The organism is Oceanobacillus longus (genome assembly GCF_042650085.1).
GTDB lineage: Bacteria > Bacillota > Bacilli > Bacillales > Amphibacillaceae > Oceanobacillus > Oceanobacillus longus.
The window spans coordinates 125957-141688 of sequence record NZ_JBHSAO010000011.1; the positions used below are offsets into that span (position 1 = coordinate 125957).

Annotated in this window: 10 protein-coding genes; 7 read left to right on the forward strand and 3 right to left on the reverse strand. The window is 36.5% G+C overall.

What is annotated here, in order from left to right:
- Positions 1 to 65 precede the first annotated feature (65 nt).
- The 6 genes from ACFOUV_RS14645 (at position 66) to ACFOUV_RS14670 (ending at position 12389) form a co-directional block, all read left to right on the forward strand.
- Entirely contained in the window at positions 66 to 1604 is a 1539-nt protein-coding gene (locus ACFOUV_RS14645) for a hypothetical protein (protein ID WP_379497529.1), read from the forward strand.
- 22 nt (positions 1605 to 1626) lie between these two features.
- On the forward strand, positions 1627 to 2730 hold the full coding sequence (locus ACFOUV_RS14650; RefSeq protein ID WP_379497530.1) for a UDP-N-acetylmuramoyl-tripeptide--D-alanyl-D-alanine ligase: 1104 nt from the start codon (positions 1627 to 1629) through the stop codon (positions 2728 to 2730).
- Between the two features lie 311 nt (positions 2731 to 3041).
- Complete coding sequence (locus tag ACFOUV_RS14655; protein ID WP_379497531.1) at positions 3042 to 3980, forward strand: D-alanine--D-alanine ligase family protein; 939 nt, start codon at positions 3042 to 3044, stop codon at positions 3978 to 3980.
- 32 nt (positions 3981 to 4012) lie between these two features.
- Positions 4013 to 7144, forward strand: a complete 3132-nt coding sequence (locus ACFOUV_RS14660; RefSeq protein WP_379497532.1) for a peptidoglycan-binding protein — start codon at positions 4013 to 4015, stop codon at positions 7142 to 7144.
- Between the two features lie 185 nt (positions 7145 to 7329).
- Positions 7330 to 10878 (forward strand): peptidoglycan-binding protein, encoded by a 3549-nt coding sequence (locus ACFOUV_RS14665; RefSeq protein ID WP_379497533.1) that lies wholly within the window; start codon positions 7330 to 7332, stop codon positions 10876 to 10878.
- Positions 10879 to 11300: 422 nt separating this feature from the next.
- A complete protein-coding gene (locus tag ACFOUV_RS14670) occupies positions 11301 to 12389 on the forward strand; it encodes a glycosyltransferase family 4 protein (RefSeq protein WP_379497534.1) in 1089 nt (362 codons plus the stop codon).
- A gap of 44 nt (positions 12390 to 12433) precedes the next feature.
- Here ACFOUV_RS14670 and ACFOUV_RS14675 read toward each other — a convergent pair whose 3' ends face one another.
- From ACFOUV_RS14675 to ACFOUV_RS14685, 3 genes are all read right to left on the reverse strand, one after another.
- On the reverse strand, positions 12434 to 13474 hold the full coding sequence (locus tag ACFOUV_RS14675; RefSeq protein WP_379497535.1) for an LCP family protein: 1041 nt from the start codon (positions 13472 to 13474) through the stop codon (positions 12434 to 12436).
- A 175-nt stretch (positions 13475 to 13649) separates the two neighbouring features.
- The gene (gene tagD / locus ACFOUV_RS14680) at positions 13650 to 14045 is read right to left on the reverse strand and encodes a glycerol-3-phosphate cytidylyltransferase (RefSeq protein WP_379497801.1); all 396 of its coding nucleotides are present in this window, start codon (positions 14043 to 14045) and stop codon (positions 13650 to 13652) included.
- Positions 14046 to 14164: 119 nt separating this feature from the next.
- On the reverse strand, positions 14165 to 15178 hold the full coding sequence (locus ACFOUV_RS14685) for an LCP family protein (RefSeq protein ID WP_379497536.1): 1014 nt from the start codon (positions 15176 to 15178) through the stop codon (positions 14165 to 14167).
- Positions 15179 to 15467: 289 nt separating this feature from the next.
- Here ACFOUV_RS14685 and ACFOUV_RS14690 point away from each other — a divergent pair, with 289 nt between their 5' ends.
- On the forward strand, positions 15468 to 15692 hold the full coding sequence (locus tag ACFOUV_RS14690) for a DUF1659 domain-containing protein (RefSeq protein WP_379497537.1): 225 nt from the start codon (positions 15468 to 15470) through the stop codon (positions 15690 to 15692).
- Positions 15693 to 15732 lie beyond the last annotated feature (40 nt).

The following is a 15732-nucleotide window of genomic DNA, read 5'->3' on the forward strand; positions in this document are numbered from 1 at the left end:
GCAATTTTTGTCTTTTTTGAAAGAATAATCAAGGGGAGAACGAAAAAAGTATAGGAGAAGATTATATGGGCAAAGAATATAACTGGTTACCAGAGCTAGAGAGCATTGTTCCATTTGAAGCTTACGGTTATGATGTTAGTATCTATTCTATTGCATATGAAGCATGGCGTAGAGGTCTGAATCTAAAGTTTGAACACATCTATCAAGGAACAAAATACTTGCTTCGTTATACAATTTATAACAAAGATAATAGAGTTAAGTTTAATCATACTAGACCCAATATCGTAACAAACGAAGCAGTGAAAATATGCAATAATAGTCAAACCACGAGAGAGATACTTGAAAAGGAAAGTATTCCTGTGCCAAGAGGGAAAGTTCTTAAAAATTTTCAAGCAGATAGTATTAGAAGAAATATTAAAGACTTAACATTCCCTTTATTGATTAAGCCTCTTAATGGAAAAAGCGGGAAAGACCTTATAGCAGGAATTTCGGATGTTGATGAATTAATAGAAAAAGTTGGGTATTTAAATAAAAAAATAAACAGCACCCCAATCGTAGTTGAAGAATATATCGCAGGAGAAAATTACAGTGCTTTTGTTATAGGAGATAAAGTCGTTGGTACGTTAAAGTGGTTACCATCCTATGTAATTGGAGATGGAAACAAAACAATCAGAAGGTTAATTAGAGAAAAGAATAGTGTCAGGATGAAAAATCCAGGAACATTTGATGAAAAAATAAAAATTAACAGGTCGTTAAATAAAGAACTTAAGGAACAAGGATATGATGTTCAATCTGTTCCAGCTGAAGGGAAAGTTATTGGATTACAAGCTAAAAATAGTTCCTTTTCTAAAGGAGATGCGATCGATGCAACAGATGAACTACCTGATCACTTAAATAACGACTTAGTTAAAGCGGTAAAAGCTATACCTGGATTGACACAGGCAGGAGTAGAGGTCGTTTACAACAAAGAAAAAGGAGATTATTTAATTTTAGGAATAAACACTAATCCTTCAATTAAAAACCATCTATTCCCTATAAAAGGTAATGCGCATCTAATACCAAAAGCCATAATTGATTACTATTTCCCTGAAACAAAAGATAACTACCTAAATCAAACTACGCCTAAGTATTATTTTGACTTTCACTTTGTAAAAGATTACTTATTAAACAATCGGTTAGAAATGTTCACTATACCGAGTTATCCTTATGAACCTAACTTGAATTCTAAAAAAATCAAATTCAATTCAGAAATAGATTTGTTAAAAATTGATCGAATGATACAGAATGTCTTTCATCAATACAATTTCAATGGAGAATTATCTTTAGTTAGTTTTAATGAATATGAACTTTCGGTGGCTGGGAATTACCAAGATATTGCTAACTTTATTGATGATTTAAGTTCAAAACAAGAAATAAGTAATCTTGCAAGTGAAGATTACAATGGGCCAATACGTATTGGATATACGTTTAATAATGAAGTAACTGATTCGAAAGATTTAGCTAAAGAGATTGCCAATTTAAAAAGAGAAAAAGAGATGCTTATCAATAGCAAATCCTGGAAGATCACTGCACCATTAAGAAAAATATTTAATAAGATTAAATAAGATAAAGAAAGGGATTTTTATTATGGAAAAAACTCTTTATCTTAGTATACCTACAATAGGCGTTACAGGTAGCTTTGGTAAAACAACTGTAAAAGAAATCACAGCAAAAATTTTATCAGTGAAATATGAAACTTTTAAATCATCTAAGAACTTTAACTTGGTAGGTGCAACTAAAAATCATATTAAAAAGATTAATGATTCACATGAAGCAGTCGTTATTGAAATGGCTATGAGCAAAAAAGGAAGAGGAAAAGGGCATTGTACTGTTATTCAACCTAATATTGGAGTAATAACTGCAGTAGGCCATGCTCACTTTGAACGTTTTTCTTCTATTAATGATGTAGCTTTGTCGAAGTCAGAGATGATGAGGTACATGAAACCAGAAGGAACATTATATTTAAGCAATGATGACGAAAATTCTAAGTTAATTGATACACAGTATTTCCCTGGCGAAATTATAAAGGTAGGATTGTCAGAAGGGTCGGATTACAGAGCCACTAACATTAGGTTCAATAAAAAGGGAATGGAATTTGAGGTAGTGCTGAATGGTAAGAGTGAAGCCATGTTTGTACCGCTTCTAGGTGAGCACAGTGTAGTGAATTCCTTATTTGCTATTGGAATAGCTGATAAGCTCGGCCTTACACCAGATGAAATTAGGGAAGGACTTGGGAGTGTAGAACTTCCGCGTGGGAGATTAACACTAGATTATTTAGAAGGGAATCGTACGATAATTGACGATTCTTATAATGCCAACCCAGTTTCAATGGTTTCTGGATTGAAGGTACTGAATAAGTATATAAACAGTCCAAAGAAAATTGCTTTGTTAGGCGACATGGTGGAAATGGGTTCATATACCCAAGAGGGGCATGGGAAAGTCGGTAAGTCATTAATAGATTTTAACTTGGATAAAGTCTTTTTATATGGCGACAGCAGTAAGTGGATATTAAAAGAGGCAGAAGAAACCGGATTCCCAAAGGAGAAATTGTTCCACTTTAGCGATATGGATCAATTAATTGAGGAAGTCGAGAAGTCATTTACTTCTGATACTGCGTTATTAATAAAGGCTTCTAGAGCTACGAAACTTGATCTTGTGGTTAAACACTTACTGTCTAAGTTTAGTAACTAATTGAACGCATTGAATGATGTAGGCGGTTTTGTCTCTGATTTTTAAACACATAGCTCTTCATAATCACGCTTCTTTTATCATAGTTCATCCATTGTATAGAAGTGTTCCAGTTAGCAATAAAATTGGGGATTGAAGGCCTCCTGCCCTCATGGTATCGTCAAACAGGCGGTATCAGAGGGCTTCATCACTAAATTAGTGATGATCACCAAACATTCATAGTAGTAATTATATTACCGAAAAAAGTCATGTGGTATACAACAAGCAGGTAATAAATTTGAAGTTTATTAAATCACAAGAGGTAGGTTAGACATATGAAAGTATTAGTAATATATGGTGGAGAATCAAGTGAGCGAGAAGTATCTTTAAAGACAGGACAAGGTGTACATGACGCTTTAAAGAGAAAAGGATATAACACGGAGCTGTTTGATTATAGCAGAGAGCGGATTTTAGAATTAGTAGATGAAATAAATAAGACGGATGCTATCTATATCGCACTCCATGGTAAGGACGGAGAGGATGGAAAACTCCAGGCACTCATTCACTTGTTGAATAAACCATATGTAGGATCAGATTTATCAGCTTCAAGTTTGGCTATGAATAAGTTTCTTACAAAACAAGTGGTAAGTACAGTTGGTATACCTACTGCGAAAAGTATAAAAATCTCAAGTGATGACAATATCACTGAAAAGATAAGTGGAATCGTTCATGATTTTACTTTCCCTTTGATCGTCAAACCAAATAGAGAAGGTTCGAGTTTTGGCTTTTCGCTGGTAAAGGGTTCATCAGAATTGGAAGAGGCAATTGGTACCGCACTTCGTTATGATAATGAAATCTTAGTAGAAGATTACCTCAAAGGCAGAGAGTTTACTGTTTCTATTATTGAGAAAGATGGGGAAACTGTGGCGCTTCCAGTCATAGAAATTATCCCGAAAAATGAGTATTATGATTATGAATCTAAATATTCAAAAGGCGGAAGTCTTCACGTTTGTCCTGCAGAAATAAGTGAAACCCTGGAACAAGAAATGAAAGATTATGCGGTACGTGCTTATCGTTTAATTGGTTGTAAGGACTATTCTAGAGTTGACTTTATTGTTGATGAAACTAGAGGTGCTTTCTTACTAGAAGTAAATACCTTACCAGGTATGACTCCAACAAGTCTCCTTCCAGATGCGGCCAAAGTATTTGGATATGATTATGACACCTTAGTAGAGCATTTGATTAAATTAGCGATGAGTAATCAAACGAAATAATAAAGACAAAGACAGTATTAGGGAGTCGGAAAATGAAAAAATATATACATGCAACAGTATTGCTTCTTTTGTTTCTTGCCATTCCAGTTGATGGTATAAATGCCGAAACTTCGAATGAGCCGGCGGAAATTCAAAAGAATGTATTAATGGTAAAGGAAGAGTTGCATAAGCTTGGGTTCTATCATGGAAATATAGACGATGTTTTTGGGGAAGAACTGCAATCTACAATCAAAGAATTTCAAGCGTATCACGGGTTATCGATTTCCGGAATGGTAGATGAGGAAACAGAGAAGAAGATTGAGTACGAATTACAGGAATCTTACTTTTTCGGTGATAGCGATCCAGAAATTTTAGAACTTCAACAAACTCTAATTACGTTAGGTTATGGAGAGTGGGAACCGTCTACTGAATTTGAACTTTCCACAGAGAGAGCCGTTCTCGTATTTCAAGAGGACTATACAGATTTAATAGTGACTGGGGTACTCGATACAAAAACAAAATCAAAAATTAAGTTAGAAATTGAAAAAACAACAGAGACTGCAGCGCCATTAGAACCTGAAGAAGAGGGTGAACCAGCTGCAGACTCGGTAGAACAAGCGGAAGAAACAGCTGCAACTAAAGATTCCACAGAACAGGAAGAAGCGGTAGAACAGGAAGAAACAGTAGAAACTTCAGGAGCAGCTGTACAAGAAGCAAGAGCAACTGCAGCTTTTGTGTTAATGGCAGAACCGGAAGACACACTACAAAGAGGTATGCGTTCCCAGGCAGTTAAGGAGCTTCAAGAAAACTTAGTGCGTCTAGGGTTCGGAGATTGGGATACAACTACCTATTTCGGATCAACAACTGAAGGTGCAGTTAAAGACTTCCAAAGCTATCATGGTTTAACTGTAAATGGAATCTATGACATTAATACGCAGGAAAAGCTAGAGTTCGAATTACAGAATACCTACTTTTACGGTAACAGGAGTACGGAAATCCTAGACCTCCAAAACCGTTTAATCATGTTAGGTTATGGAGATTGGAATCCGACCGTCCGATTCGGTCCGACCACAGAAAATGCTGTTCTCGCATTTCAAGAATCTTACTCCGATTTTGAAGTTACTGGAGTGCTTGACACAAAAACACAGGCTAAATTGAAACTGGAAACAGAAGTACTGAAAAAGGGTTTGCGCTCTCATGAAGTGAAAGAACTCCAAGAGAATTTAATTCGTCTAGGATTCGGAAACTGGAATCCAACAACCTATTTTGGCTCCACCACAGAAGGTGCACTCAAGGACTTCCAGGAGTATCACGGACTGTCTGTGACCGGAACTTTCGATGAATCCACAGAGAACAAACTAGAGTCCGAATTACAAGACTCCTATTTTTACGGTAATAGAGACAATGAAATCATCGAAATTCAAAACCGTTTAATCATGGTGGGCTTTGGAAATTGGGATCCGACTGTTCGGTTTGGACCAACTACTGAGAGAGCAATCCTAACGTTTCAAAAGTATCACGCAGACTTAAAGGTCACCGGAGTAATAGATACAAAAACACAAGCAAAATTGAATCAAGAAACAGAAGACTTACTACATAAAGGTGTACGTTCAGATGCGGTGAAAGAACTTCAACAGGAGTTGATTCGTTTAGGTTTTGGAAATTGGAACCCAACAACTTACTTTGGTTCTACAACCGAAAAGGCTGTTAAAGCATTTCAAAAATATTATGGCTTAAACGTAAATGGAATCTTCAATAGGATAACGCAAGACAGATTAGAGGAAATTGGAAGTTTACCTTTAGGTTCGGGTCTCAAGAGGCCGGATGTTAAAGGGTATCAGGAAACATTGATGCAGCTGGGCTTTGCTACCTGGACAAATGCGACAGAGTGCTTTTGCGCAAAAACGGAAAAAGCGACTAAAGAATTTCAGAAATACCACGGACTGCCGGTTACTGGAATTGTAGATGAAAATACAGAGAAAAAGCTAGAGTCCGAGTTACGAGATTCCTATTTTTACGATGATCGGGATGCGGAAATCGTTGAGCTTCAAAACAGTTTAATTGCGTTAGGGTTCGGAAATTGGAATTCTACTGTTCGGTTTGGGCCTACGACTGAGAGAGCAGTTATTGCATTTCAAAAGTACTATTCCGGTTTAAAGGTTACTGGAGTACTTGATACAAAAACGCAAGAAAGAATAAAGTTTGAAACAGAAAATGTTTTACACAAAGGTGTCCGTTCAAATGCGGTTAAAGAACTGCAAGAGAAGTTAATACACCTAGGATTAGGAAGTTGGAATCCAACTGCTTATTATGGATCTACGACTGAAGGTGCAGTAGAACGATTCCAAATGCATTACGGTTTAAATGTAAATGGAATTTATGATACTAGAACAGAAGAAAAGCTAGAGGAAGTTTTAAATAGTCCTTATCAGTATGGAAATAGAAGCAGTAATATTCGGGTTCTTCAGGAACAATTAATTGAGCTTGATTTTGGAAATTGGAACCCGACAACATTTTTTGGCAGTCAAACCGAACGTGCAGTTAAAGCATTTCAAAAACTATCTGGCCTTCCTGTCAGTGGAATAGCAGATGAGATTACGTTAAGAGAAATCGAAAAAGCAGTCAAAAATAAGGTAGTAAAGATTTTTCTGGATCCAGGCCATGGCGGTTCCCAGCCGGGTGCAACTGCGTATTTACTTCAAGAAAAGACGGTAGTGCTAGATATAGTATTGAAAACGAGAAATATATTAACAGCCAACTATCGCGGAGTAGAAGTTAAATTATCAAGAACGACTGACAAAGTTGTTTCATTAAGCGAAAGAGCGGAAATGGCAAATGAATGGGGTGCAGATTACTTTGTGAGCTTCCATGCTAATGCCTTTAACGGAAGTGCAAATGGTTTTGAAACTTTTATTTCCAATGGAAGTGTATCCAATGAAACAAAACAAAGACAGCGAGATATTCATAATTACCTTATTAACAGAATTAATGTAAATGATAGAGGGATGAAAAGTGCTGGCTTCGTTGTATTATTAGAAACTGATATGCCTGCTATATTATTAGAGTATATGTTTATAGATAATATTATAGAAAATAATCTATTAAAAAGTGCTAGTTACCGAACAACACTTGCACAGTATACTGCGGATGCAATAGCGCATTCATTTAATTTAAAGAGAAAATAAATAATATAATACTACATTAGCCGTATCACTTTCAAAAGGTGGTACGGCTAATTTTTCATTTCTAAACAAAACTTTTACAGTAATTTAACGAAAAGAATGGATTTTTTTGGCACATAACCTTGAAACATGATGATTTTTGTCCGATAATGTAATAGGAAAGAAATAATAAACTAAGGAGATGAAAAATGGGGAAATATGCAAAGGTAGTGCTGTTTTTTCTATTGTTTTTAATAATACCAGTTGGAGCTATGAATGCTGAGCCTTCGAATGAACCAGTAGAAGCGCCGGAAAACGTATTGATAGTTAAGGAGGATTTACATAAGCTAGGGTTCTATCATGGAAATCCTGATGATGTTATTGAGGAAGATCTACAATCTGCTATCAAACAATTTCAAAAGTATCATGGATTAGTAGATACCGGAATTGTAGATGAGGATACAGCGAAAAAACTAGAGTCCGAATTACAAGGATCCTATTTTTATGGTGACCAGGATGTAGAAATGGTAGAAATCCAACAAGATCTAATGACCTTAGGGTTTGGAGAATGGGTCCCGTCTGATGAATTTGAATCTTCCACAGAGGAAGCAGTTCTTGCATTTCAGGAATACCATTCTGATTTAAAAGTCACTGGGGTACTTGATACAAAAACTCAGGCTAAAATTAAAGTAGAAACAGAGAAGACAGAACAAACAGACGTCGTGGAAGAAACAAAGCCGAAGGAACAGGAAGAATCAGTAGAGACTTCCGAATTAACTGAACAGGAAGAATCAGTAGAAACTTCCGAATTAGCCGAGCAGGAAGAATCAGTAGAAACTTCCGAATTAGCTGAGCAGGAAGAATCAGTAGAAACTTCAGAAGCAGCTGTACAAGAAGCAAGAGCAACTACAGCTTTTGTGTTTATGGCAGAAACGGAAAACACACTACAAAAAGGTATGCGTTCAAATGCAGTTAAGGAACTTCAAGAAATTTTAATACGCCTAGGATTTGGAAATTGGAAAACAACTACCTATTTCGGTTCTACAACTGAAGGTGCGGTTGAAGACTTCCAAAGCTATCATGGTTTAACTGTAAATGGAATCTATGATACCAATACGCAGGAAAAGCTAGAGTCCGAATTACAGAATACCTACTTTTACGGTAACAGGAGTACAGAAATCTTAGAACTTCAAAACCGTTTAATCATGTTAGGTTATGGAAAATGGAATCCGACCGTCCGATTCGGTCCAACCACAGAGAGTGCTGTTCTAGCATTTCAAGAAACTTACTCCGATTTAAAAGTTACTGGGGTGCTTGATACAAAGACACAAGCAAAACTGAAACAGGAAACAGAAGTACTGAAAAAGGGTTTGCGTTCTGATGAAGTGAAAGAACTTCAAGAGGATTTAATCCGCCTAGGATTCGGAAACTGGAATCCAACAACTTATTTTGGTTCTACGACAGAAGGTGCACTCAAGGAATTCCAGGAGTATCATGGTCTGTCTGTGAACGGGACTTTCGATGAAAATACCAAGAGAAAGCTAGAGTCTGAATTAAAAGAAACTTACTTTTACGGTGATCGGGATTCGGAAATTGTAGATCTCCAAAACCGATTAATCATTTTAGGATTTGGAAATTGGGATCCGACTGTCCGCTTTGGACCAACCACTGAGAGAGCAGTTTTAGCACTCCAAGAGGCTTACTCTGATTTAAAGGTTACTGGAGTGCTAGACTCAAAAACGCAAGCAAAATTAAGACTTGAAACAGAAGGATTACTGCAAAAAGGTATGCGTTCAGATGCAGTGAAAGAACTTCAACAGGAGTTAATACGTCTAGGATTCGGAAACTGGGATCCAACAACCTACTATGGTTCTACAACCGAACGTGCAGTCAAAGATTTCCAGAAATATTATGGTTTAAACGTAAATGGAATCTATGACAAGAGAACGAAGGAGAAGCTTGAGGAAGTTGGAAATTTACCTCTTGGCCCAGGTTTAAAGAGGCCAGATGTAAAAACCTATCAGGAAAAACTGATGCGCCTAGGTTTTGCAACATGGACAAATGCTACAGATTGTTTCTGTACACAGACGACAAATGCAACTAGAGAATTTCAAGCGTATCACGGGCTGCAGGATACTGGAATTGTAGATCAGAATACAGCGAAAAAGCTAGAGTCCGAATTACAGGAATCTTACTTTTACAATGATCGGGATGAAGAAATTGTCGATCTTCAAAACCGTTTAATTAAGTTAGGGTTTGGGAATTGGGATCCGACCGTCCGCTTTGGACCTACGACTGAGAGAGCAGTTCTATCATTTCAAGAGTACTACTCTGGTCTAAAAGTTACGGGGGTACTTGATACAAGAACGCAAGCTAGAATTATACATGAAACAGAAGAAACACTGCAGAAAGAAATGCGTTCCGATGCGGTGAAAGAACTTCAGCAGAACTTAATACGTCTAGGTTTCGGAAGTTGGAGTCCAACTACTTATTATGGACCTACAACTGAGAATGCAGTCAAAGAATTTCAAGCGTATTTTAATTTAAATGTAAATGGAATCTTCGACACGAGAACACAGGAGAAGCTAGAAGAAGTTTTAAACAGTCCATATCAATATGGGAAAACTAGTGACGAGATTCGGGTTCTTCAAGAACAATTAATTGAACTAGGTTTTGGTAATTGGAGTCCAACAAACTTCTTTGGTAGCATAACCGAAGAAGCAGTAAGAACATTTCAAGAACATTACGGTCTTCCTGTCAGCGGAATAGCAGATGAGATAACGTTATCCAGAATAGCTAGTGCGCTTAAGGGAATTGATTACACAAGTTATGACTTATCACTTGAACAAGCAGCACAACTTCAACTTCAGTTGACAAATCCGCCACCTCAAACAGACAAGCATTATGCATATGTTTCTAAAGCATATATCGAAAATAATAAGGTCACTGCAGGTGTTTTAAATGTAAGAACAGGTGCCGGGACAGCTTATAAGGTAATAGGACAGCTTAGTGAAGGAACAAATGTAAATATATTAGAAGAAGTAAATGACTGGTATCGAATTGAATTTAGAAGTTCAGAATTTGTTAATGCTAGTAAAGATGATGTCTTGTACTACTTAGATCCAACAAACTTCTTGGATGAAGCTCAACAAAGATTTCAATTCCTTAATCTTTCAAGAGTGAGCAGTGCTTCAGAAATATTGCTGAATGAATACCTTCAAGGCAAAGGAATTCTTAGAGGACATGGACAAACGTTCATTGAAGCTAGTCTTCTGCATGGTGTAAATGATATTTACTTACTATCCCATGCGCTATTGGAAACGGGTCATGGACAATCTGAATTAGCTAATGGTGTGGAAGTTGGTAAGGATAAAAATGGTAACCTAGTCCTTGTCACATCTAGTAACAGAAGCAGCTTAACAGATATTAAAACCACATACAATATGTTTGGAATAGGGGCTAATGATGGAGTAGCTCTTCGAAACGGAGCAATACGCGCATATGAAGAAGGATGGTTCTCTCCAAGGGATGCAATAATTGGCGGAGCCGGATTCATAGGCAATAATTATGTAAAAGCGGGACAGAATACATTATACAAAATGCGTTGGAATCCAGCAGCGATGGCACTGAATAATAGAGCGAGTCATCAATATGCAACGGATATTGGCTGGGCCTCGAAGCAGACAAGAAATATGTATAATTTATACCAAGAAATAGGGATTACCGCTTTTTATTTGGATATTCCGGTATATAAATAAATTGAAATAAAAAAGCATCTAATCTCATGATTGATAGATTAGATGCTTTTTTTTGTGCATGCGTCCACGTTGGTCTAGGAATAAAATTGATAACATCTTCTTTTAATGCGTTGGTACTTGATGTTTATAAACTATTAGGGTCCGATCATTAGTATTGTGATATCACTTATTTTATTAGATGTTCCAAAATGAATCATAACTGCTTTAATTGCAAGGCTTTATAACAAGTTGTTTAGATTGAATCCGTTAATATGGTCTCAGAGTTTTTGTTTCGTAAAACTGGAACATATTGAGTGACCAAATGCTAGAGTAGAATAGAGGCTAGCAATTACTTTTTTAATACTAAATGGCGAGGAGCACTTTTTAATATTTTATGGTAGAATATATATGAATATATAAAACTACTAAGTAGGTGCACACTTATGTGGAACATAAGCGAATTGCTAATAGCATTTCTAATTTCCTGCGGGACAGCATTACTTGTCACACCTTTAATAATAAAACTATCATTTAAATTTAATATCGTTGACAAACCCGACAATAACAGAAAAATGCACAAACAAGCAAAACCTAGCATGGGTGGACTTGCTATATTTATAGGTGCTGCTGCGGGATTCATCTATTTACAGCCTGTATCTCCAGAAATGAATGCAATCATTCTAGGGGCGCTTATTATACTAATTACGGGCCTCATCGATGATATGTTTGAAATAAGGGCGTTGTACAAACTTTTTGGACAAATTGCTGCTGCAATTGTCGTTGTTTCATCTGGTTTGGTGATCGAGAAACTAACGATACCATTTATGGGAACTGTATATTTGGATGATTTTGTTGGAATTGCGCTTACCATATTTTGGATTCTAGCAGCGACTAATGCAATTAATCTGATAGATGGATTGGACGGACTGGCTGCTGGTGTTTCAGTAATCGCGCTTTCTAGTATTCTAGTAATGGCGGTCATGGATTATCGGGTAGTGGTAGTAGGTTTATGTATTATTTTAATTGGAAGCTCAGTTGGATTTCTGTTCCACAACTTTCATCCTTCAAAAATCTTTATGGGAGATACAGGGGCGCTATTTTTAGGTTACTCCATTGCAGTTGTATCGATGTTAGGTCTGTTTAAAAATGTAGCTTTCTTTAGTTTTATTATCCCTGTTATTGTATTAGCGATTCCTGTTTTCGATACGCTCCTTGCCATTATACGCCGGGCAGCAAATCATCAGGGGATAGCTACCGCTGATAAAAAGCATATTCATTACCGTTTAATGGATATGGGATACTCGCATCGGGCATCCGTGCTTATTATATATGCCTTTAGTCTCTTTTTCGGTATTATGGCCATCATCTTTAACAGTGTAACCTTATTAACATCTTTAGCTATTTTAGGTGTCATTATACTAGGAATTCAATTAATAGCCGAATTGGCAGGAATTACGCTTTATAATAGACAACCATTATTATCTGGATTCAGATGGCTACTAGGAACCAATAAAGATAAAATGATGAAATGAAAAAAAAGCTGCTAACCTAATTAAATTGGTTAGCAGCTTTTTTGTTAATATGGATTTGTTGAGTCGTCTTCAACTGCGTTTTGGCCGCCAGTATTAACTATCGGATTAGTAATCTCAAGATGATCTTTTAACAATATTTTCGTATCATTAAGTGCTACTTCATCTAATTGCCAATAATAGGTTCCTGCAGGTTGATAATCATAGCCTTCTAGAGTATAAGATTCAATATCCAGTCCACTAGTTCCATATGATATGAATGTTTTCATATCACTAAACGTCATGTTCGTTGTCATATTATCTCCAACTGCGGTGAGAATATCATCATAGTTTAAAATAGAATTTACAGAAGCAGCTTTCTTTGCTACGGATTTTATAATATCCATCTGTCTTTTTCCTCGCTGAATATCATTATCTAGTTTCCTAGTACGTGCCAATGCAAGTGCTTCCTCTCCATCTACTTCCTGCTCACCAGCATATAAGTGAATCGCATCACGTTGATCCATCGAATTTGATTCCTTGAATTCATATGGGACATCTACAGTGATTCCATTTAAAGCATCTACGACATCTACAAATGCATGAAAGTTAAGTTTTACATAGTAATCTACTGGTATATCGAGTAGATTTTCTACCGTGTCAATGGTAGCTTTTGGTCCGCCATATGCATGTGCATGGGTTATTTTATCTTCATATCCTACTTCAGGAATGTGAACATATGAATCCCGCGGAATACTAACTAAGTTGACAGTTTTTTCGTCTTTATTGAATGTTGCCAACATAAGAGCATCTGACCTTGCATTACTACCATTATCTCGATGCTTGTTTTCATCTACTCCAATAATTAATACCGAAACATTGTCTATTGAAGGATCTACTTCTGCATCTCTAAGTGGAGATTTCTCTCTTCCGCCATCTTCATAGGATTCAGACAACACGGTATCTGCTTTTGTATACAAGTAAGCTCCATAACCTAGTATACTTAGAAACGCAACTGCAATTGGGATTAAGATAAGATAAACTCTTTTACGCACTTTTCGTTTGCGTCTCTTGACGACCCGAGTTTGCGTAGTTTTATGATTACTCATTTTTATATCTCCTTTAGATGGGAAAAGGTAAATTTAAGGCTTTTCAGTTGACAAGCTATACTACATTGTACTATGAAATACATCATTCGTAAATCAAATTTTTATTACAAAGTTATTAAGCGGGTCTTACTTATATATTAGACGTATGACAATCAAAAAGGATTCACATTATTTATTACTCGTCTCTATTAGAAAAATTTCTCTTTATTAAGCTAGTTGAAATTCCTTCTGTACGTGATAAGTAAACAACTTCACAGTAATCCTTCAAAAAATCGAACTTTCCCTTCCAATCATCACCCATTACAAACATATCAGCGTTGTATTTCTTGATATCTTCAATTTTCTGTTCCCAGGAGTATTCGGGTATAACCTGATCGACATAGCGAATGGATTCCAAAATCAATTTACGATCCTCGAATGAATAAAATGCTTCTTTATGCTTTAATTTATTAAATTCATCTGTAGAAATACCAACAATTAAATAGTCTCCCATTTCCTTGGCGCGACGTAATATTTGTATATGACCTGCATGAATTAAATCAAATGTGCCATATGTGATGATTGTTTTAATGGTATTCTCCTCCAGTAATAGCCGTAATTATTTACTTTAATATTACCATATATACGATGATGTTAGATATGAAGCTAACTTGGATGAGATAGTGAAATTATGATTAAGAAAGAATGTGATTAATAATAACTTGGGTCATCAGCAACATTATTAGATTCTTCTAGTAGTTCTACCTCCAAATGATTCCGAAGTTCATTCTGGATCTGGATTCTACTTTCTTCCTCAACCTGGTAATACCAGCCACCATTTTCCATATAACCACCATTGCCATCCAAATTAATATTTTCAATTTGAACCTTTTCATTTAAGCCATAGGAGAGGAATCCTCTAATCTCAGCTAATGTTAAATTCGTTCGCATATTTGATCCGACTGCAGTAAGTACATCTTCTAGTTTAAAGAGAGAAGATGCAGAGGTTGCTTTATTTGCTATTTCTTTCAGAATTTCTTGTTGCCTTTTTCCCCTCTCCACGTCGCTATCATATTTTCGAGTGCGAGCTAATGCTAATGCACCCTCTCCATCCAACAACTGGTAACCGGGGTTCAAATGGATGGCATCTCGTTTGTCATTTGAATCTGATTCTTCCATTTCATAGGGCACATCGAACCAGATTCCATCGAGCGCATCTACAACTTCAACAAATGCATTAAAATTCATTCGCACATAATAATCGACGGGTACATGTAAAAAGTTCTCGATTGTTTCGATGGTCGCCCGAGGGCCGCCATGTGCATGAGCATGGTTAATCTTAGTTGAATAATTTAATGGAGGTATAAAAACAAAGGAATCACGAGGAATACTCAGCAATTTTACAGAGCCTTTATTCTTATTAAACGTAGCTAGAATTAAGGCATCGGAGCGACTGTTCTCACTATCGCGAAATTCACTATCATCGACACCTATAAATAATACAGATACATTATCTTCGACTGGATCAACCTTGCCATCTCGCAATGGAGAGGATTCATTTTCTCTACCAACGTCCTCATGGGACTCCGTAACAATAGATGATGTTTTATTATAGAGATAACCGGCATAACCAATTCCTGAACCAACTAAAAGAAGGAACAGAATGAAAACAGAAACTAATATTTTTTTCCTCTTCGTATATCTTTTTGGTTTATCCGTGTTCATAGAACTAACTCCTCACGACTAATGTAATACCATTTTACCTATAAAAAGGTTCCATGTGTAGCTAAATGAAGAAATTTGTAATAATTTATCTAAGGAAGCACGGGGACGGTTCTTTTGCTTCCATTTTTTCTGGCTATTAAAGAGGAAATCTTCTTATAGAAGACTTCTTATAATTACAATCGAAAAATATCTCACAAAAGGGGCAAAAATTTTCTGGAAAAGTTTCTGACTCCGCACCCCCTAATCCAATCTCCGCTTCGATTGTAGTTATGAAAGGGAGGTGAGACACATGGCAGTAGCAGATATGACAAAATCCACATTGCAGTTAGTGCTTACAGATGGAATTGATTCTGACTCCGGTTTGCCAATCATCAAGTACAAAAGCTTTAACAATGTAAAACCAGATGCAACAGCAGATCAATTATATGCAATCGCAACAGCTGTAGCAGAACTCCAGGAGCGTCCATTATACGAAATTAACCGTAGGGACACCTCAGATATTCGGGAAGGGTAGTTAGTCATTTGAAATTATAAATTGAGAAAGGAGTAGTAGT